This is a genomic window from Streptomyces massasporeus, from assembly GCF_014648995.1.
Taxonomy (GTDB): Bacteria; Actinomycetota; Actinomycetes; order Streptomycetales; family Streptomycetaceae; genus Streptomyces; species Streptomyces massasporeus.
In genome coordinates this window covers 56,775-75,091 of sequence record NZ_BMSE01000031.1, presented here as the reverse complement: position 1 = coordinate 75,091, position 18,317 = coordinate 56,775, and the positions used below count along the sequence as shown (strand labels likewise).

Below are 18,317 nucleotides of genomic sequence, written 5' to 3'. Positions count from 1 at the left end.
CATGGTCACCCTCGCCTGCCTACTGCTCTGGCTGCCCTGACTTTGCGGACACGACCTAGTGCCTGTCGGCGACTGGGCCGGGAGGGCTTGGGTGTGAGGCCTGCATGGGCGTGAGGGCTTGGGTGGGGGCCTGAGCTACGAGCCTTCCGCCGAGGTCATGCCCTGGATCCTGCCCAGGATCGTCACCTTGCCCGGGCCCTTGGGGTCCAGCGCCACCTCATTGGAGACGAACTCCATCGTGAGGGACTGCTTGATCTCGCCCTTCGTCAGGGCGAGGACGTCCTTGTTCGGGGTGGGTACGGACGTGCCCGCGTAGGCGGTCTGCTTCTCGTAGTGGCGCGTGGTGAAGAACACCAGCGCCCCGCCGTCGGTCGTGCGCAGCGCCAGCGGTGCGTAGGCGCCGTTCGTCAGTGGCTCGTCGATGTACTGGGTGACCATGCCCGGCTTCTTGCCGTTCTTCTCGCGCAGGGCACGCCACTGGCTGGTGTGGGCGCCGTCCGTGAAGGTCTCGCCGCCGCTCTTCAGGTACGTCGCGTACGTGCTGCTCAGGTCGCCGGGGTCGGTGGCCAGGTCGGTCGACTTGACCGGGACGGACTCGGCCCAGCCGTCGGCGTCCTTCTTGAACTGCGGGACCTTGCCCGGGGCGACGAGCGTCAGGTACGCCACCTGGAACGGGTCGTCCAGGCTGCTGCGGGTGAACACCAGGAGCCAGCGGGCGGTACCGCCCTTGTTGCCGGCCGCGTCGACGACGAACCAGCGGGGCCAGCCCGCCTTCTTGGGGATGGTGAACTTCGTGTCCGTCAGGGTCAGGGGGGAGTGGTTCGGGTTGCCGTCCGGGTTGTTCGCCTTCCCGGCCTTGAGGCGGGCCGAGTCGATGTCGGCGAGGGCGCCGGTGGTGTGGTCGGCGTCCAGGGTGCCGTCGTAGGCCTTGTCGGCCTCGTTGTACGCGGTCGTGAACTCCTGGAGGGCCTTGGCGGCTTCGGCGCGGGTCGTGGACGGGAGGATCTCCCGTTCGCCGTGCACGACGACGCATCCACTGGCCGTCAGCGACAAAGCGGTCGCCGAGGCTGCTATGAGGGCGCTCCGGGCGGGCCTGCGGAGCGTTCGAGGGTCGCGATCCCTGCTCATCGGGTACCTTCACCTTCCCCTTTCCGGAGGCGAACCCTACCGGGTGCCTCCGGCGGTTGGGCGGGGGTGGGGTGGGGGTGCGCGTTCTCTTCGGCTTGCGCCGGGTGGGGGTTGCCGCCTGCGCCTTGGCGTTGGGTGTGGGTCGGGGCCGCGCCGGGGGGTGTCCGTCCTCGGAACGGCGCGATGGACCTTCATACCGACTGACTGTCCGTTGACGCGCCAACCGCTGCGGGCGGACACCCCCCGACACGGCCCCTTCTCGCCGTACGCGGGTGCGGGCACGCGTTGCTTGGGCCGCGGGCGCACGGCTGCGGGAGCGCCCCTCGCTTCGCGCCGCGAGGCCGCCCGGCTGTCCCGCCCCCGCTGCGGGCATGCGTGCCGCTAGGGGCGGCACGGGTGGGCGCAGCGGCACCCCGTTCCGCCGGGTTGCGGACCCGCCCGGCCTTGGCTTCAGGGGCGGTGCTGTGTCACACCTTGTCGCGTACCGGGGTGGGCGTCGTGGTGCGGGTCGGTGCCAGGAACAGGGCCAGGGTCGGGATCAAGTACAGGAGCCAGACCGCTACTTGGAGGGTCGTGGGGTCGGGCTGGAAGTTGAAGACGCCCTTGAGGAGTGTGCCGTACCAGCTGTCCGGAGGGATCGTGCCGGAGATGTCGAACGCCTTGTCGGTGAGGCCGGGCAGGAAGTCGGCCTCCTGGAGGTCGTGGAAGCCGTAGGCGAGGACACCGGCCGCCACGACCACCAGCATGCCGCCGGTCCACGTGAAGAACTTCGCCAGGTTGATGCGCAGGGCGCCCCGGTAGAACAGCCAGCCCAGGAGGACCGCCGTGAGGAGGCCCAGGGCGACGCCGAGCAGGGGGCGGGGTGTGCCGTCGCTCGCCGCGTGGACCGAGGCCCAGACGAACAGGGCCGTCTCCAGGCCCTCCCGGCCCACCGCGAGGAACGCCGTGGCGACCAGTGCGCCGGTGCCCATCGCGAGGGCGGCGTCGAGCCTGCCGTGCAGCTCCGACTTGAGGTGGCGGGCGGTGCGGCGCATCCAGAACACCATCCACGTCACCAGGCCGACCGCGAGGATGGAGAGGGATCCGCCCAGGGCCTCCTGGGCCTGGAACGTCAGTTCCTGGGAGCCGAATTCGAGGGCGCAGCCGAAGCCGAACGCGAGGGCGATCGCGACGGCTATGCCGGCCCAGATCGGCTTCAGGGCGTCCCTGCGGTCCGTCTTGACCAGGTAGGCGATGAGGATGCAGACGACGAGGCTCGCCTCCAGGCCCTCGCGCAGACCGATCAGGTAGTTGGAGAACACCGGGTCAGGCCTCCTTCGAGAACAGCGTCCGGCCCCACCAGTCGTCCTTGTCGCGGACGCCCGGCGGGACGGCGAAGAGCGCCGAACCCACGTGCTGGATGTACTCGTTGAGCGCGTCCGCGGCCAGGCTGCGCTGGATGGGGATGAAGCCCTTGCGCACGTCACGCTGGTAGGCCAGGAAGAACAGGCCCGCGTCCAGGCGGCCGAGGCCGTCCGTGCCGTCGGTGAAGGAGTAGCCGCGGCGCAGGATCGTCGCCCCGTGGTTGGTGTCGGGGTGCGCCAGCCGGACGTGCGCGTCGGGCTTCATCGCCTTCAGGAACGGCTCGTCGCGCTCCTTGGCCTTGCCGACCGGGGCGCCCTCGCCCTTGTCGCGGCCGAAGATGTCCTCCTGCTCCTGCAGCGAGGTGCGGTCCCAGGTCTCGATGTGCATGCGGATGCGGCGGGCCACCAGGTAGCTGCCGCCCGCCATCCAGGCCGGTTCGTCCTTCTCGTCCACCCAGACGAACTTCTTCAGACGGTCCGTCTCCGTGCCCGCGATGTTGCGGGTGCCGTCCTTGAAGCCCATGAGGTTGCGCGGCGTCTGCGCCTCGGGCGTGGTGGAGGAGGTCTTGCCGAAGCCGAGCTGCGACCACTTGATGACGACCTTGCCGAAGCCGATGCGGGCCAGGTTGCGGACGGCGTGGACCGCGACCTGGGGGTCGTCGGCGCAGGCCTGGATGCACAGGTCGCCGCCGCTGCGGTTCTTGTCGAGGTTGTCGCCGGCGAACTTCGGCAGGTCGACCAGCGCCTCCGGGCGGCGGTCCGCGAGGTCGAACTTCTCGAACAGGGACGGGCCGAAGCCGATCGTGAGGGTCAGGCGGGAGGGCTTCAGGCCGAGCGCCTCGCCGGTGTCGTCCGGGGGCGCCTCGGCCAGGCCGCCGAACGCGCCCTCGCCGACGGCGTGTCCGGCCGCCATGCGCCGGGCGGCCGCCGTCCAGTCCTTGAGCAGCTGGACGAAGGCCTCCCGGTCGTCGGTCGTCACGTCGAACGCGGCGAAGTGCAGGCGGTCCTGCACCGGCGTGGCGATGCCCGCCTGGTGCGGGCCGTGGAAGGCGATCGCCGAGCCGGCCGACGGTGCGGCGTCGTCCTCGGTGCGGGCCATCGCCACCGCGCCGCCCGCCGCGGCCGCGCCGAGGGCCAGGCCCGCGCCGCCCCAGCCGAGCAGGGAACGGCGGCTGGGGGAGGGGGAGTTGGTGTCCGTCATGGTTACTTCACCACGGCCGCGGCGAGCTTCGACAGCGGCTCCGCCAGGGCGTTGACCGCGTCCGAGAGCTCCTTGCGGTCGGCCTTGCCGACCTTGTCGTAGGAGGTGAAGTCGTACGACGTGGTGTTCGGGCGGTACTGGTCGAGCAGCTTGTCCAGGGCCGCGAACTGCTCGTCGAGTTCGGTGACGAGGGCCGCGTCGTTCTCCTTCGCGACCGGCTTCAGCAGGTCGTAGGACTTCTGCGCGCCCTCGACGTTGGCCTTGAAGTCGACCAGGTCGGTGTGCGAGTAGCGCTCCTCCTCGCCGGTCACCTTGCCGGTGGCGACCTCGTCGAGGAGTTCCTTGGCGCCGTTGGCCATGGAGGTCGGGGTGATCTCGGCCTTGCCGACCCGGTTCTGCCAGTCCTTCAGGTCCTTGATCAGCAGGTCGGCGAGGTCCTTCTCGCGGGTGCCGATCTTCTTGTCCTGCCAGAGGGCCTTCTCCAGGCGGTGCCAGCCCGTCCAGTCGGTGGCCGGGTCCTGGCCGTCCTCCAGGCCGTCCTCGCGGACGTCGACCTTGGGGTCGATGTCGCCGAAGGACTCGGCGACCGGCTCGGTGCGCTCCCAGCCGATGCGGGAGGGGGCGTAGGCCTTCTTCGCCGCCTCCAGGTCACCGTCCTTGACGGCCTCGGCGAACGCCTCGGCCTTCGGCAGCGTCTCGTCGGCCTGCGCCTGCGCGTAGGCGCGGTAGGCCGCGACGGCCTTGTCCAGGCGCGGGTCGCGCTGGACGGCCTTGCCGCCGGTGGCCTTGACGGCCTGGCGGATGCCGTCGCCCTTCATGCCGGGCTTGCACGCGATCTGGTAGTCGCCGGCCTTCACCTCGGCGGTGACCCGCTGCTTGGTGCCGGGGCCTATGTTCTCCCGCTCGGTGACCACACGGTCGTCGGGGAAGAGGACGTAGACCTCGGTGACCTTGGAGCCCTTGTTCTCGACGGCCAGCTCGACGTGCCCGGCCGGGAACTCCTTCTTCGACACCTGGCACTTGTCGTCGGTCGCCGTCACGTTGATCACGTGGTCGCCGTCCTTGGCGTCGCTCTTCTCGGTGCAGCCGGTGACGGCGGCCAGGGCCGCCGCGGCGGCGATCACGACGGAAGCGGGACGAGCGGGTCGCATGAGGGCTCCAGAGAAGAGGTAGGTGAGGCTCACCTAAGGCAGCACATAAGAATGGCTTAAGTGGCTCAAAATCGCCGTCATGATTGGGTCAAGGGAAGGTCAAAGGTCGCATCGTGCCCCCTGCCGCGCCGGCGCACGTCCTTGACCGGCGAGAATGCCTCCCGTGACTGACTACGACGTGCTCCGCGTCTTCTGCGGGCCGAACGGCGGGTACGGCAACGAGCTCGGCGTCGTGCGTGAGGGCTCCGTGATGCCTGAGCGCGACGAGCGGCAGGCGTTCGCCGCGAAGGTCGGGTTCAGCGAGACCGTGTTCGTCGACGATCCCGAGCGCGGAGTGATCGACATCTACACGCCCACGCTGCGGCTGCCCTTCGCCGGGCACCCCTGCGTCGGGACGGCGTGGCTGCTCGACGTGCCCGAGCTGGTCACGCCCGCCGGAGTGGTCGGGGCCCGGCAGGACGGGGAGTTCTGCTGGATCGAGGCGCGGGCGGAGTGGGTGCCGCCGCGGACGCTGCGCCGGTACGGCAGCGCCGCCGAGGTCGACGACCTGACCGTGCCGCCGCCGGGGGAGTGGGTGTACGCCTGGGCGTGGGAGGACGAGCCCGCCGGGCGGATCCGGGCCCGGGCCTTCCCCGGCCGGGGCGACGGGATCGACGAGGACGAGGCGACCGGGGCCGCGGCCCTGCTGCTCACCGACCGGCTGGGCCGGGCCCTCAACATCACCCAGGGAGCGGGCTCCCAGATCCTCACCGCGCCCCAGCCGGGCGGATGGACCGAGGTCGGCGGCCGGGTCCGCCTCGAACGCTGACCCGGGTGGAGCGCGGCCGTACGGGTGGAACAGCGTGTGTGGGCGGTGGTGAACGGGGGCCACTGGGCCCGACCAAGCGCCACCGCGAGAGGAATCTCATGCGCATGCGATCCGCTCTGGCCGTCGTCGCCCTGACCGCCGCCCTGTCCGCCACCGGTGCGGCTGCGGCCTCCGCCAACGACGGCGCGGAGTACCGCGACGACCACCATGTGGCGTGCAGCCCGTACTTCTTCGACATCTGAGCAGGACGGGCCCGGCTCCCTCCCGAGCCGGCGCCGGGGCCCCCTCGCCGCGCGCGAGTGGGGCCCCGCCCGTTCACGCCGTCAGGGGGAACTCCTCGCCCAGCGCCTCGAACATCGCGTTGTTCAGCCCGTACGCCCGCTTGCACTCGGCCACGATCCGCTGCCGCTCCAGCTCGTCACCGGGCACCGCGTCCAGCAGCTCGCAGTAAGTCCGCTTGAAGGCGGCCGGGTTGGGGATCTCCTCGAAGACGTAGAAGCGGACTCCGTCGCCCTTCTTCGCAAAGCCCCATGTCTTCTCGGCCGTGTCGCGGATGATCTGCCCCCCGGAGAGGTCGCCCAGGTAGCGGGTGTAGTGGTGGGCGATGTAGCCGGCCGGCCAGGTGCGGGCGCATGCCGCGATCCGTTCCGCGTACTCCAGGGTGGCCGGCAGCGCGGTGGCCGTCGTCCGCCAGCCGGGGCCGCGCAGATACCCCAGGTCCCTCTCCAGCGCCGTGAGGCGGAACAGCTCCCGACGGATGAAGGGCCCGGCCACCGGGTCCGCGGCCAGCTGCCGGGCGCCGGACTCCAGCGCGCCGTACACGAACCACAGCTGCTCCGTATAGCGGGCGAACGCCTCGACCCCCAGCTTGTGCCCCAGCAGGTCGCCGATGAAGGTCGAGCCCCTGGTCTCCTCGTGCTGCTCGCGAGAAGCGGTCCGAAGGAGCGTCGAGAAGGATTCCATGCGCACACTTTTCCCGACGTGCTGTCGGTAAAAACCTCCGTGCGAAACCTCCGTGTGGAAAAGACGCGGCCCGCCCTCGGGGGAGAGCGGGCCGTGCGGTGGCGTGCGGGTGGTGGGGTTACGGCAGCGTGAGGATCTCCGCGCCCGAGTCCGTCACCACCAGCGTGTGCTCGAACTGGGCCGTCCGCTTCCGGTCCTTCGTGACGACCGTCCAGCCGTCGTCCCACATGTCGTACTCGTGCGTGCCCAGCGTCAACATCGGCTCGATCGTGAACGTCATGCCGGGCTGGATCACCGTCGTGGCGTGCGGACTGTCGTAGTGCGGGATGATCAGGCCCGAGTGGAACGACGAGTTGATGCCGTGCCCGGTGAAGTCCCGGACCACTCCGTAGCCGAAGCGCTTGGCGTACGACTCGATGACCCGGCCGATGATGTTGATCTGCCGGCCCGGCTTGACCGCCTTGATCGCCCGCTCCAGGGACTCCCGGGTCCGCTCCACCAGCAGCCGCGACTCCTCGTCGACGTCACCCACCAGGTAGGTGGCGTTGTTGTCGCCGTGCACGCCGCCGATGTACGCCGTCACGTCGAGGTTGACGATGTCGCCGTCGCGCAGGACCGTCGAGTCCGGGATGCCGTGGCAGATGACCTCGTTGACGCTCGTGCACAGCGACTTCGGGAAGCCGCGGTAGCCCAGCGTCGAGGGGTAGGCGCCGTGGTCGCACATGTACTCGTGCGCGACCCTGTCCAGCTCGTCCGTGGTCACCCCTGGGGAGATCAGCTTCGCGGCCTCCGCCATCGCCCGGGCCGCGATCCGGCCGGCCACGCGCATCGCCTCCACGGTCTCGGGCGTCTGCACCTCCGGTCCGGTGTACGGCGTCGGCGCGGGCTTGCCGACGTACTCGGGGCGGCGGATGTTTCCGGGCACGGAACGGGTGGGGGACAGCTCCCCCGGGACAAGCAGCGACTGGCCAGACATGCCAGCGAGTCTAACCAGCGGCGATGGGGGAACATGTCGATGGCGAGAGGAGCTGGTCATGGCCCTGTTCAAGAAGCGCACGGTCGGCAAGCCGGGTGAGTGGTACTACTGCCTGGAGCACAAGAAGGTCGAGGAGGGGCCGGAGTGCCCCAACAAGGACCGGTTCGGGCCGTACGCCTCCCGCACGGAGGCCGAACACGCGATGGCGACCGCCCGCGAGCGCAACCTCCAGTGGGAGAACGACCCCAAGTGGCACGACGCCCCGGCGGGCAGCCGGGACGACGAGAGCTGATTCCGCCGACGCCCGGGGCCGTGGCCCCGGGCGTTCGCGTGTCCGGGCCGCGGCCACGGCATCGGCAGTGGGATGCCCGGACGTCACCAGCGGGCCGGCGACGGGACACCAAGATCCTCACCAGCGGGCCGGTGGCGGGGCCGTCAGGTGCTCCGCCAGTCGCGCCACCCGGTCCCGCAGGCGGCGCCGCCCTCGCGGGACCGGCAGGGCGTTCTCCCCGGCCGCCGCACTGACCAGGTGCTGCACCGTGTCGAGGTCCAGTTCCGAACCGTCCGGGACGGCCAGGGCCTCGTGCGCCAGGGACGGGAGCTCGCCCCGGCCGGGGCCGAGGGCCAGGACCGTCGCTCCGGCGCGACGGGCGTCGGACACCCGTTCCAGGAGTGGTGCGGCAGGGCCGTCGGGCGCGACCACCAGCAGCGTCTCGCCCCGCCGGGCCGCCTCCAGCCGCCCCAGACCGACCGCCAGGTGCGTCGGATCCGAGGGGCGCGCGTCGTGCCGTACCAGCGTCGGGGCCAGCTCCGGCGTGCCCGACCAGGCCGCCTCGTCCACCAGGTGCGCGGCGAGGTGCCACGGCTCGTACTCCGGCGTGCCGACGAGCAGCAGTCCGCCCCCGTGCGACACTACCGAGCCGCGCAGCGCCCCGGCGAACCGCCGGGTGGCTCCCAGCCACTCCGTCCCGGCGAGCACTTCCCGCAGCAGCGCGACCCGTACCGCATCCATGGGACCGCATCCTGCCCCAAGCGGTCACCCGTGATGTGGAGTTCACCCCGAATTCGCCCGGGCTGGGTAGGCCGACCGGTCATCCGTACCGCCGTCGAACGACCGGAGGAGCCCGCCGATGACCGAGGCCAGCGTCCCCTTCCGCGCCGGACAGGAGGGGTACGCCAGTTTCCGTATCCCCGCCGTCGTCGCCACCCGCACCGGCGACCTGCTCGCCTTCTGTGAGGGCCGGGTCGGCTCCCGGGACGACTTCGGGAACATCGACGTCGTCCTCAAACGCTCCACGGACGGCGGCCGCACCTGGGGCCCGCTCCAGGTCGCCGCGCGCAACGGCGACGCCCTCGCCGGCAACCCCGCCCCGGTCGTCCTCGACACCGGCCGCGTCCTGATCGTGCACGTGCGCAACGCCGCCCTCGCCACCGAGGACGCCATCCGGCGCGGCACGGTGAGCGCGGCGGACGGACGCCGCGTCTGGGTGCGGCACAGCGACGACGAGGGCCGCACCTGGTCGGCGCCCAAGGAGATCACCCGGGAGACCAAGCGGCCCGAATGGCGCTGGTACGCCACCACCCCCGGCCACGCGATCCAGCTCACCACCGGCAGGATCGTCGTCCCCGCCAACCACTCCCTGCCGCCCACCGGCACCGACAACGGCACCGAGGGCCGGTACAACGGCGGCCACTGCCTGCTCAGCGACGACGCGGGCGCCACCTGGCGGATCGGCTACGTCGACGACGACACCGACGGCTACATCAACGCCAACGAGACCACCGCCGCCGAACTCCCCGACGGTCGGGTCTACTTCAACACCCGCAACGATTCGCCCTCGCCCGGCACCCGGGCCGACGCCCACTCGGCCGACGGCGGCCGGACCCTGGCGAAGCCCTTACGCCCGCAGGCCGGACTCACCGCCCCCGTCTGCCAGGCCGCCGTCCTCCAGCTCCGCGACCCCGACCTGCTCCTGTACTCCGGCCCCGCCGACCCCGGTTTCCGCGCCCTGATGACGATCCGCGCCTCCACCGACGGCGGCACCACCTGGCGCCCGGCGTACACGGTGGACGGTCTGCCCGCCGCGTACTCGGATCTCGTGCGGATCGACACGGACACCGTGGGCCTGCTGTACGAGACCGGCGACTTCGGCGCCTACGAGACGATCACCTTCCGGCGGGTGCCCGTGACGGAGCTGACCTGAGCCGTCCGGGGCGGCGGCGCGGTCGTAGAGTCGGGGCCATGACCTCTACCGACAGTGCTGCCACCGACACCGCCCAGAAGGCGCCCGCCAAGGACCCCTGGGACCTGCCCGACGTCTCCGGACTCGTGGTCGGGGTGCTCGGCGGAACCGGGCCGCAGGGCAAGGGCCTGGCCTACCGGCTCGCCAAGGCCGGCCAGAAGGTGATCATCGGCTCGCGTGCCGCCGACCGGGCCCGGGCAGCCGCCGAGGAACTCGGCCACGGCGTCGAGGGCGCCGACAACGCCGAGACCGCGCGCCGCAGCGACATCGTGATCGTCGCCGTGCCGTGGGACGGCCACGGCAAGACCCTCGAATCCCTGCGCGAGGAACTGGCCGGCAAGCTCGTCGTCGACTGCGTCAACCCGCTCGGCTTCGACAAGAAGGGCGCCTACGCCCTCAAGCCGGAAGAGGGCAGCGCCGCCGAGCAGGCCGCCGCCCTGCTGCCGGACTCCCGGGTCACCGCCGCCTTCCACCACCTGTCGGCCGTGCTGCTCCAGGACCCGGAGATCGACGAGATCGACACCGATGTGATGGTGCTCGGAGAAGTCCGCGCGGATGTGGAGATCGTCCAGGCCCTGGCCGGGCGCATCCCGGGCATGCGCGGCATCTTCGCCGGGCGACTGCGCAACGCCCACCAGGTGGAGTCGCTGGTGGCGAACCTGATCTCCGTGAACCGCCGCTACAAGGCGCACGCCGGGCTCCGCGTCACCGACGTGTGAGCCGGTGAGCTCCATGGGGGACACTGGACGGCACCAGCCGTACCAGCTGTGCCAGAAGTGTCCCCCGACAGGAGCCGACCGCCATGCCCCGCCTCGCCCTCTACGCCCTGATCGTCTGCGTCCTCTCCGTGGCCGCCGCCGTCGTCTCGTTCACGCGGGGCAGCTTCCTGGGCATCGTGTGGGTACTGCTGGCGGGCCTGTCGTCCAACATGTGCTGGTACTACGTCAAGCGCGCCAGGCAGCAGAAGTCCGTCACCGGCTGACCCGTCACGGAGCGGCCGAGCAGAACTCGTTCGAGCCCTGCCAGAAGCGGTACAGCTCCTGACCGCAGTACGTCTCGAAGTCGCTGATGTTGAGGGACTTCAGGATCGCGTCGATCACGTCGAAGAAGACGCCGTTCACCGCCGGCAGCCACAGCAGCGCGAACACGAACAGCAGGCCGAACGGCGCGAACGGCTCCACCTGGCGCCGGATGTTGTACGACAGCCACGGCTCGATCACGCCGTAGCCGTCCAGGCCCGGCACCGGCAGGAAGTTCAGCAGCGCGGCCGTCACCTGGAGCAGCGCGAGGAACGCCAGCGCGAACCGGAAGTCGTTCGGCACACCGTCCAGCGCGCCCAGCCAGAACGGGGCGGTGCAGACGACGGCGAACAGCACGTTCGTCAGCGGGCCCGCCGCCGAGATCAGGCTGTGCTTCCAGCGGCCCTGGATCCGGTTCCGCTCGATGAACACGGCACCACCGGGCAGCCCGATGCCGCCCATGATCACGAAAATCACCGGGAGCACGATGCTGAGCAGGGCGTGCGTGTACTTCAGCGGGTTGAGGGTCAGATAGCCCTTCGCGCCGATGGAGATGTCGCCGCTGTGCAGGGCGGTGCGCGCGTGCGCGTACTCGTGCAGGCACAGCGAGACGATCCACGCCGCCGTCACGAACAGGAACACGGCGACGCCGGGCTGCTCGGCGAACCCGGTCCAGGTCGCCCATCCCGTGACCGCCGTCACGGCGACGATCCCGACGAACACGGGACTGATCCGTCGCTCGCTGTGGCGGGTGGTGGCGGTGGTCATGGGGCTCCCTGCACTCGTCGACACGGGGTGGAACGGCCCGACGGTACCGGGCGCAGGTGAAAAACGTCTCGCGCGGGGCGGTCGGTTCCGGGGAGGGTGGGCCCATGGGGCTGTGGCACGTGTTCTACGAGGACTGGCAGATGGAGTGCTGCGGCACGCCGTTCTCGGTCGGGGACGAGGTGAGCTGGCCGCTTCTGCTCCTGGACGCGGACACCGTGCTGGGCGGCGGCTGGCGCGACCAGCTCAGCGAGGTCGCCGGGCCGGTGGAGGACGTGGCCGGGGTGCGGATGGTCCGGGAGGAGACGGGCCTCCCGGTGGCGCTGGGGGCGGACCCCGACGCCGAGGAGGACCGGCGCCCGCAGCCGGGGAGCCGGGCCCGGTCGGTGGGGCTCCTGTCCGTCGAGCGGCACGGCGCGAGATGGCCCGAGGCCGGCGGGCGGGTGCGGGCCGTGCAGGTGCTGACCCAGACCTGGACCGAGACCGCGCCCGGATCGCGCTCCTACGGTCCGGTGGCGGGCAAGCGCGGACTGCGGGCGGTGGAGCGCTGCCCGCGATGGTTCACCGAGACCGAGGGGGAGCGGGCCGCCGACGGCCGCGGACGGCGCTCACGCGAGTCCGGCGTGATGGTGACCCTGGACGTGCCGGGCACGGACTCCCGGCTCTCCCACGCCGTCCGGGAGGCCCGGGGCATCCCGGAGCAGGGCGCGGAGCCCGGCGCGGAGACCCGGGGCATCGAGGCGGCGGACCTGACGGCCCTGCTGGAGACACTGAGCACGACCACGCCCCCGCGGCGCGCGACCGGCCGAGCCCGGCGCCGCCACGCGGGTGCGTGAACGGCCCCATCGATGACCCCGACCCACTCCCATCGACGTGAGATCCCTGCCGCGCCGGGCCGCCGCGACCTCGGCGCCGTGGGCGGGTGCGTGAGCGGCTCTCGTCTGTCCGGTGTGGCGGTGGCTCCGGCGCCGTCCTCGCATCGGTCCGTGATCGGTCCTGGCGTGCCGGGCCGCCGTGGCTCCGGCGCCCGGTTGCGGTCAGTGAAGGGGCGGCCTGCCGTGCCGGGCCGCTGTGGCTCCGGTGCCGTGCGCGGGTGTGTGGACGGCTCTCGTCTGTCCGGTGTGGCGGTGGCTCTGGCGCCGTCCTCGCATCGGTCCGTGATCGGTCCTGCCGTGCCGGGCCGCTGTGGCCTCGGCGTCGTGGGCGGGTGTGTGGACGGCTCTCGTCTGTCCGGTGTGGCGGTGGCTCCGGCTCCGTGCACGTCGGTCCGAGACGGGGCTTGCCGTGCCCGGCCTCCGTGGCTCCGCCGCTGGGCGCCCGGCCGTGAACGGCCCTGCCCTGTCCGCGCCACCGATCCCCCCTGACGTCCTCGACGCCCCCCATACCCGCCCCTGACCCGCCCGCCGCGCCGCCAACCGTCGTGACCCGCCCCCGTACACCGGAGACAATGAGCCCGTGCACTACCGCATCCTCGGCACCACGCAGGCGCTCCGCACCGACGGGACGGTCGTTTCGGTCGGTGGGGCGCGGCTGCGTGCGCTGCTGACCGTGCTCGCGCTGCGGGCCGGACGGACCGTGCCCGCGGGACTGCTCGTCGACGAGGTGTGGGGCGGGCAGCCGCCCGCCGACGCGCCCGGCGCGCTGCAGGCGCTGGTCGGGCGGTTGCGACGGGCACTCGGCGCTGCCGCGATCGCCTCCGTCGAGGGCGGGTACCGGCTCACGGCCGCCCCCGACGACGTCGACCTGCACCGGTTCGAGCGGCTGGCCGGCGAGGGGCTGCGGGCCCTGGCCGACGGCGACCCCGCCAAGGCCGTCGTGGTCCTCGACGACGCCCTCGCCCTGTGGCGCGGCCCCGCCCTCGCCGACCTGCCCGACCGCACCGCCGAGGCGGCCCGCCGGGACACCCGACGCCTGGACGCGCTTCGCGCCCGCCACACCGCCGCCCTCGTCCTCGGCAAGGCCGAGCAGTCCCTGCCGGAACTGACCGCCCTGTGCGACGGCCACCCCCTGGACGAGCCCCTCCAGGCGCTGCGTCTGCGCGCCCTGCGGGACGCCGGCCGCGCGGCGGAGGCACTGGACGCCTACGAGGACGTCCGGCGCCTCCTCGCCGACCGTCTCGGCGCCGACCCGGGGCCGGAACTGCGCTCCCTGCACGCGGAGTTGCTGAGTCTCGGGGACCTGCCTGTCCCCGCGCCCGCCCCCCAGGGGCCGGGCGCGTCCGTCGGCAACCTCCGCGCCCGGCTCACCTCCTTCATCGGCCGGGAATCCGACATCGAGACCATCCGCGGGGATCTCGCGGCGGCCCGGCTGGTCACCCTGCTCGGGCCGGGCGGCGCGGGGAAGACCCGTCTGTCGCAGGAGGCCGCCGAGGCCGTGCGCGCGACCATGCCCGGCGGCGTGTGGCTCGCCGAACTCGCCCCCGTCGACGACCCCGACGCCGTACCGGAGGCCGTGCTCACCGCCGTCGGGGCCCGCGAGACCGTGCTGTACGGCGCCAACGCCGAGGGCATCCGTGCCGCCGTCGCCGAGCGGCTGGACGACCCCGTCGAGCGGCTCGCCGAGCACTGCTCCCGGCCCCGCATGCTGCTCATCCTCGACAACTGCGAGCATGTCGCCGAGGCCGCCGCCCGGCTCACCGAGGAGCTGCTGGCGCGCTGCCCCGACCTCGCCGTGCTCGCCACCAGCCGCGAACCCCTCGGCGTACCGGGGGAGTTGCTGCGGCCGGTGGAGCCGCTGCCCGAGCCGGTCGCGCTGCGGCTGCTCGCCGATAGGGGCGCGGCGGCCCGGCCCGGCTTCCGGATCGACGACGACCCCGCGGCGTGCGCCGAGATCTGCCGGCGCCTCGACGGCCTGCCGCTGGCCATCGAACTGGCCGCCGCCCGGCTGCGGATGCTCACCCCCCGCCAGATCGCCGACCGGCTCGACGACCGCTTCCGTCTCCTCACCTCCGGAAGCCGTACCGTCCTGCCCCGGCAGCAGACCCTGAGAGCCGTCGTCGACTGGTCCTGGGAGCTCCTCGACGAGGACGAACGCGACGTCCTGCGGCGGCTGTCGGTGTTCGCCGGCGGCTGCGACCTGCCGGCCGCCGAGGCCGTGTGCGGACCGGCCGCCCTGGAGGCGCTCGGCTCCCTCGTCGACCGCTCCCTGGTCGTGGCCGCCCCGCCGGGCGGTTCGGCCGGCGGGGAGATGCGCTACCGGCTCCTGGAGACCGTCGCCGAGTACGCCGGCGAACGGCTGGACGAGTCCGGGCAGCGCGCCGACGCCGAGCGCGCCCACCTGACGTACTTCCGTGAACTCGCCCGGGTCACCGACCCGTTGCTGCGCGGCCCCGGCCAGCTCGCCGCGATCCACCGGCTGGAGCGGGAGTACGAGAACCTGCGGACCGCGCTGCGCCATGCCGTGGCGCTCCGCGACGAGCAGGAGGCGCTGTGCCTGGCGCTGTCCCTCGTCTGGTACTGGCAGATGCGCGACCTGCGCATCGAGGCGCGCAACTGGTGCCGTGAGGTCATGGCGCTCGGCCCCGACCCCTTCGCCGAGCCCGTCCGCCCGGCCACCGCGGTGTGGGAGCGCTGCACCGACGCCCCGCCCCCGATGACCGGCGAGGTCCTCGCGGAGGCCCGGCGCGGCATCCACCTCGCCCATCTCGCCTGCATGGACACCGAGCTGGACGCCTGGCAGAACCCGCGCTCCCAGGAGAAGCTGCGCGCCATCGCCCGGACCTACGAGCCCGGTCTTCCGCAGAACTGCCGGCTCCCCGGCCTGCTCTGGTTCTTCGCCGTGATGCTGACCGGCGACATGGACCGGCTGCGCGTCATCATCGACGCCTCCATCCGGACCTGCCGGCAGGCCCCGGACTTCGCCTGGGAGCTCGCCTCCGGCCTCCAGATGCGGGCCAACTTCCTCGCCAACCGCACCGACTGGGCGGGCGACGCCGCCCGTGACGCCGACGAGTCGCTGGAGATCTACCGGCGCCTGGGCGACGCCTGGGGCACCGCCGAGGCCCTCTCCGCCCGCGCCGAGGCCCATGAACGCCGGGGTGACTACGCCCTGGCCGCCGCCGACTACGAGGCGGCCATCGGCCACGCCGAGCACCTCGGCGCCCGCGCCCAGGCGGCCGTCCTCAGCGCCCGGCTCGGCAGCGCCCTGCTGGAGGCCGGCGAGGGCGAACGGGGCGAGCGGCTGCTGCGCGAGGTGATCGCCCAGCACGAGGAGTCGCACAGCGAGGCCATGCCCGCCGCCCGGCTGTTCCTCGCCGGATGGCTCGGCATGACGGGCCGCGTCACCGAGGCGGGCGAGCAACTGCGGCGGCTGCGCCAGGACTTCCGCATCGCCCACTTCATCGTCTTCGACACGTTCATCCTGGCGACCGAGGCATGGCTGGACGCCGTGGAGGGACGGTACGAGGACTGCCTGGAGCGGATCCGCAAGGGGATCGAGCGGGCCGCCGACCCGCTGTCCGAGGCCATCGCGCCCCATATGCGTTCGGGCTACCTGGTCATCGGCGCCTGGGCGCTGGCCGCCTCCGACGGCGGGCGGCGCGCCGCGGACGCGGCCCGTTGCCTGGGCGCCTTCGACGCTCTGCTGCCGCCCGGCCACGTCTCCCAGTGGCAGGAGCGCGAGACCCGCGCGCAGGCGGAGCGGCACGCCAGGGCGCTGCTGGGCGACCAGGCGTACGAGAGCGCGTACGCCGAGGGCGGCGGCCTGTCCATCGAGGAGGCCACCGCCCTGCTCTGACGCGGATCGGCCCGGTCCGGCCCGGTCAGCTCTTGGTGCGGAACTTGTGGATCGCGACGGGCGCCATCACGGCCGTGATCGCCACCGACCAGCCGAGCGTCACCCACAGGTCGTGCGCGACCGGCCCGCCCACCATCAGACCGCGCGCGGCGTCCGCCAGCGTGGACAGCGGGTTGTAGTCGGTGAAGGCCTGGAGCCAGCCCGGCATGGACGTGGTCGGCGCGAAGATCGACGAGCCGAACTGGAGCGGGAACAGCACCAGGAAGCCCATCGCCTGCACGGACTGCGCGCTCTTCATCATCACGCCCAGGGTGAGGAACACCCACATGATCGACGAGGCGAACGCCGTGGACAGCGCGACGGCCGCGAACAGTCCGGGCCAGTTGGTGATGTCGAATCCGACCGCCACGGAGACGATCATGAGGACCGCGGTCGCGAACAGCATCCGCAGCAGTTCCACCGAGATCTTCGCGAACAGCACCGAGCCGCGTCCGATGGGCAGGGACCGGAAGCGGTCCATGACACCGGAGTTGAAGTCCTGGCTGAAACCGGTGCCGACGCCCTGGGACAGCGTCATGCTCATCATCGCGATCATGCCGGGGATCACGTACTGCACGTACCGGTCCTGCCCGCCGCCCAGCGCCTGCCCGATCGAGCCGCCGAACACGAACACGAACAGCAGGGTGAAGATGACCGGCATCAGCAGGGCGTCGGCCATCGACTCCGGGTCCTGGCGGATCCAGAGCAGGTTGCGGCGGACGAGGGCACTGGTGTGCCGCACGTGCCCGCGCAGCGAGATGCGGGCGTCGTCCTTCGTCGCGGGGGCGGAAACAGTGGCGGCGCTCATACGGCGACCTCTTCGCGGTCCTCGGCGGGCGTGGCGTCCTGCGGGGCACTGGCACGATGGCCGGTGAGGGACAGGAACACCTCGTCCAGGCTGGGCAGTTCGGTGGTGACGGCGGCGAGTGTGATGCCGCGGGAGGTGACGGCGCCCACGACGGCGGTGAGCTGCTCGTCGCTGAGGATCGGGACCAGCAGGGTGCCGGAGGCGGCGTCCACGGTGGTGGTCGCGAGCCCGGTGATGCCGAGCTCGTCCAGGTATCCGGCGAGCGGCCGCAGGTGCAGGGCGTCGGCCGGTTTGATCCGCAGGGTCCGCCCGCCGACCTTGGCCTTGAGCTCCTCGATGCCCCCGCCCGCGACGACCTTGCCCTTGTCCACGACCGTCAGCTCGGTGGCGAGCTGCTCGGCCTCCTCCATGTACTGCGTGGTCAGCAGCACGGTCACGCCGTCGCCGACCATGGCCTTGACCTCGTCCCACACCTCGTTGCGGGTGCGCGGGTCGAGCCCGGTGGTCGGTTCGTCGAGGAAGAGGACGGAGGGCCGCCCGATCATCGAGGCGGCCAGGTCGAGCCGCCGCCGCATACCGCCGGAGTAGGTGCTCGCCGGCCGCTTGGCGGCCTCGGTCAGCGAGAACCGCTCCAGCAGCTCGTCGGCCCGCCTGCGTGCCTCCTTGCGGGGCAGGTCGAGCAGCCGGCCGATCATGTACAGGTTCTCCCAGCCGGGGAGCTTCTCGTCGACGGAGGCGTACTGCCCGGTGAGGCCTATCACCCGCCGCAGCTGCCGCGGCTGCCGTACGACGTCGTAGCCGGCCACCGTGGCCTGGCCCGAGTCGGGTGCCAGCAGTGTGGACAGGATCCGCACGAGGGTGGTCTTCCCGGCCCCGTTCGGCCCGAGCACCCCCATCACGGTGCCCTCGCGCACCTCCAGGTCGACCCCGTCCAGAGCCTTGGTCTCCCCGTAGTGCTTCACCAGCCCCCGCACGGTCACAGCGGCGCCGCCGGTTCGTGTGTCGATTCGCGTCATGAGACAGACGGTCTCAGTGCCCACCGACAAATCACCGACAAGCCGCCGACACCCCTTGTCGGTGGTACCGGCGGAGTGGGTGCTCCCGGCGGAAAGCGAACAGCCCGTCGGCTGGGGGAAGGC

The 18,317-nt window shown here is 72.2% G+C and carries 18 protein-coding genes; 8 read left to right on the top strand and 10 right to left on the bottom strand.

Annotation, left to right across the window (positions count from 1 at the left end):
• Positions 1 to 135: 135 nt before the first annotated feature.
• From IE153_RS39105 to efeO, 4 genes are all read right to left on the bottom strand, one after another.
• The gene (locus IE153_RS39105) at positions 136 to 1,128 is read right to left on the bottom strand and encodes an SCO2278 family lipoprotein (protein ID WP_189594435.1); all 993 of its coding nucleotides are present in this window, start codon (positions 1,126 to 1,128) and stop codon (positions 136 to 138) included.
• Positions 1,129 to 1,595: 467 nt separating this feature from the next.
• Positions 1,596 to 2,429 (bottom strand): iron uptake transporter permease EfeU, encoded by an 834-nt coding sequence (gene efeU / locus IE153_RS39100; RefSeq protein ID WP_189594434.1) that lies wholly within the window; start codon positions 2,427 to 2,429, stop codon positions 1,596 to 1,598.
• 4 nt (positions 2,430 to 2,433) lie between these two features.
• A complete protein-coding gene (gene efeB / locus IE153_RS39095; protein ID WP_189594433.1) occupies positions 2,434 to 3,672 on the bottom strand; it encodes an iron uptake transporter deferrochelatase/peroxidase subunit in 1,239 nt (412 codons plus the stop codon).
• Positions 3,673 to 3,674: 2 nt separating this feature from the next.
• Positions 3,675 to 4,823, bottom strand: a complete 1,149-nt coding sequence (efeO, locus tag IE153_RS39090; RefSeq protein WP_189594432.1) for an iron uptake system protein EfeO — start codon at positions 4,821 to 4,823, stop codon at positions 3,675 to 3,677.
• 163 nt (positions 4,824 to 4,986) lie between these two features.
• Between efeO and IE153_RS39085 the strand changes: the two genes are divergently transcribed.
• Positions 4,987 to 5,631: a PhzF family phenazine biosynthesis protein gene (locus tag IE153_RS39085; RefSeq protein WP_189594431.1), complete on the top strand. Its 645-nt coding sequence runs from the start codon at positions 4,987 to 4,989 to the stop codon at positions 5,629 to 5,631.
• Positions 5,632 to 5,735: 104 nt separating this feature from the next.
• On the top strand, positions 5,736 to 5,873 hold the full coding sequence (locus tag IE153_RS39080; RefSeq protein WP_189594430.1) for a hypothetical protein: 138 nt from the start codon (positions 5,736 to 5,738) through the stop codon (positions 5,871 to 5,873).
• Positions 5,874 to 5,946: 73 nt separating this feature from the next.
• On the opposite strand, the gene IE153_RS39075 is transcribed toward IE153_RS39080, so the two are convergent.
• On the bottom strand, positions 5,947 to 6,594 hold the full coding sequence (locus IE153_RS39075) for a biliverdin-producing heme oxygenase (protein WP_189594429.1): 648 nt from the start codon (positions 6,592 to 6,594) through the stop codon (positions 5,947 to 5,949).
• Between the two features lie 118 nt (positions 6,595 to 6,712).
• Entirely contained in the window at positions 6,713 to 7,570 is an 858-nt protein-coding gene (gene map / locus IE153_RS39070; protein ID WP_184912094.1) for a type I methionyl aminopeptidase, read from the bottom strand.
• Positions 7,571 to 7,628: 58 nt separating this feature from the next.
• Between map and IE153_RS39065 the strand changes: the two genes are divergently transcribed.
• Positions 7,629 to 7,862, top strand: coding sequence for a hypothetical protein (locus IE153_RS39065; protein ID WP_031105401.1), 234 nt, complete (start codon positions 7,629 to 7,631; stop codon positions 7,860 to 7,862).
• A gap of 117 nt (positions 7,863 to 7,979) precedes the next feature.
• Here the strand turns inward: IE153_RS39065 and IE153_RS39060 are convergent, their stop codons facing one another.
• On the bottom strand, positions 7,980 to 8,582 hold the full coding sequence (locus tag IE153_RS39060; RefSeq protein ID WP_189594428.1) for a hypothetical protein: 603 nt from the start codon (positions 8,580 to 8,582) through the stop codon (positions 7,980 to 7,982).
• A 118-nt stretch (positions 8,583 to 8,700) separates the two neighbouring features.
• Between IE153_RS39060 and IE153_RS39055 the strand changes: the two genes are divergently transcribed.
• The 3 genes from IE153_RS39055 to IE153_RS39045 all read left to right on the top strand — a co-directional run bounded on the left by IE153_RS39055 (position 8,701) and on the right by IE153_RS39045 (position 10,795).
• Positions 8,701 to 9,774: a sialidase family protein gene (locus IE153_RS39055; protein ID WP_189594427.1), complete on the top strand. Its 1,074-nt coding sequence runs from the start codon at positions 8,701 to 8,703 to the stop codon at positions 9,772 to 9,774.
• Positions 9,775 to 9,812: 38 nt separating this feature from the next.
• Positions 9,813 to 10,532, top strand: a complete 720-nt coding sequence (npdG, locus tag IE153_RS39050) for an NADPH-dependent F420 reductase (protein WP_189594426.1) — start codon at positions 9,813 to 9,815, stop codon at positions 10,530 to 10,532.
• 83 nt (positions 10,533 to 10,615) lie between these two features.
• Entirely contained in the window at positions 10,616 to 10,795 is a 180-nt protein-coding gene (locus IE153_RS39045; RefSeq protein WP_030837294.1) for a hypothetical protein, read from the top strand.
• A gap of 4 nt (positions 10,796 to 10,799) precedes the next feature.
• Here IE153_RS39045 and IE153_RS39040 read toward each other — a convergent pair whose 3' ends face one another.
• Entirely contained in the window at positions 10,800 to 11,600 is an 801-nt protein-coding gene (locus IE153_RS39040) for a site-2 protease family protein (RefSeq protein WP_189594425.1), read from the bottom strand.
• A gap of 104 nt (positions 11,601 to 11,704) precedes the next feature.
• Here IE153_RS39040 and IE153_RS39035 point away from each other — a divergent pair, with 104 nt between their 5' ends.
• Both IE153_RS39035 and IE153_RS39030 read left to right on the top strand, forming a co-directional pair.
• Positions 11,705 to 12,433: a DUF6578 domain-containing protein gene (locus IE153_RS39035; RefSeq protein WP_189594424.1), complete on the top strand. Its 729-nt coding sequence runs from the start codon at positions 11,705 to 11,707 to the stop codon at positions 12,431 to 12,433.
• Positions 12,434 to 13,052: 619 nt separating this feature from the next.
• Positions 13,053 to 16,331: an ATP-binding protein gene (locus tag IE153_RS39030; protein WP_189594423.1), complete on the top strand. Its 3,279-nt coding sequence runs from the start codon at positions 13,053 to 13,055 to the stop codon at positions 16,329 to 16,331.
• A gap of 25 nt (positions 16,332 to 16,356) precedes the next feature.
• Here IE153_RS39030 and IE153_RS39025 read toward each other — a convergent pair whose 3' ends face one another.
• Both IE153_RS39025 and IE153_RS39020 read right to left on the bottom strand, forming a co-directional pair.
• Positions 16,357 to 17,178 (bottom strand): ABC transporter permease, encoded by an 822-nt coding sequence (locus tag IE153_RS39025; protein WP_189594422.1) that lies wholly within the window; start codon positions 17,176 to 17,178, stop codon positions 16,357 to 16,359.
• Entirely contained in the window at positions 17,175 to 18,194 is a 1,020-nt protein-coding gene (locus IE153_RS39020; protein ID WP_189594421.1) for an ATP-binding cassette domain-containing protein, read from the bottom strand. The genes IE153_RS39025 and IE153_RS39020 overlap by 4 nt, the downstream gene beginning before the upstream one ends.
• Positions 18,195 to 18,317: the final 123 nt, after the last annotated feature.

What these genes read in the sequence shown, in the direction of transcription:
- IE153_RS39105 (WP_189594435.1), bottom strand. Translation starts at nt 1,128, where the DNA reads ATGAGCAGGGATCGCGACCCTCGAACGCTCCGCAGGCCCGCCCGGAGC.
- efeB (WP_189594433.1), bottom strand. Translation starts at nt 3,672, where the DNA reads ATGACGGACACCAACTCCCCCTCCCCCAGCCGCCGTTCCCTGCTCGGC.
- efeO (WP_189594432.1), bottom strand. Translation starts at nt 4,823, where the DNA reads ATGCGACCCGCTCGTCCCGCTTCCGTCGTGATCGCCGCCGCGGCGGCC.
- IE153_RS39080 (WP_189594430.1), top strand. Translation starts at nt 5,736, where the DNA reads ATGCGATCCGCTCTGGCCGTCGTCGCCCTGACCGCCGCCCTGTCCGCC.
- IE153_RS39075 (WP_189594429.1), bottom strand. Translation starts at nt 6,594, where the DNA reads ATGGAATCCTTCTCGACGCTCCTTCGGACCGCTTCTCGCGAGCAGCAC.
- map (WP_184912094.1), bottom strand. Translation starts at nt 7,570, where the DNA reads ATGTCTGGCCAGTCGCTGCTTGTCCCGGGGGAGCTGTCCCCCACCCGT.
- IE153_RS39065 (WP_031105401.1), top strand. Translation starts at nt 7,629, where the DNA reads ATGGCCCTGTTCAAGAAGCGCACGGTCGGCAAGCCGGGTGAGTGGTAC.
- IE153_RS39060 (WP_189594428.1), bottom strand. Translation starts at nt 8,582, where the DNA reads ATGGATGCGGTACGGGTCGCGCTGCTGCGGGAAGTGCTCGCCGGGACG.
- IE153_RS39055 (WP_189594427.1), top strand. Translation starts at nt 8,701, where the DNA reads ATGACCGAGGCCAGCGTCCCCTTCCGCGCCGGACAGGAGGGGTACGCC.
- npdG (WP_189594426.1), top strand. Translation starts at nt 9,813, where the DNA reads ATGACCTCTACCGACAGTGCTGCCACCGACACCGCCCAGAAGGCGCCC.
- IE153_RS39045 (WP_030837294.1), top strand. Translation starts at nt 10,616, where the DNA reads ATGCCCCGCCTCGCCCTCTACGCCCTGATCGTCTGCGTCCTCTCCGTG.
- IE153_RS39040 (WP_189594425.1), bottom strand. Translation starts at nt 11,600, where the DNA reads ATGACCACCGCCACCACCCGCCACAGCGAGCGACGGATCAGTCCCGTG.
- IE153_RS39035 (WP_189594424.1), top strand. Translation starts at nt 11,705, where the DNA reads ATGGGGCTGTGGCACGTGTTCTACGAGGACTGGCAGATGGAGTGCTGC.
- IE153_RS39025 (WP_189594422.1), bottom strand. Translation starts at nt 17,178, where the DNA reads ATGAGCGCCGCCACTGTTTCCGCCCCCGCGACGAAGGACGACGCCCGC.
- IE153_RS39020 (WP_189594421.1), bottom strand. Translation starts at nt 18,194, where the DNA reads ATGACGCGAATCGACACACGAACCGGCGGCGCCGCTGTGACCGTGCGG.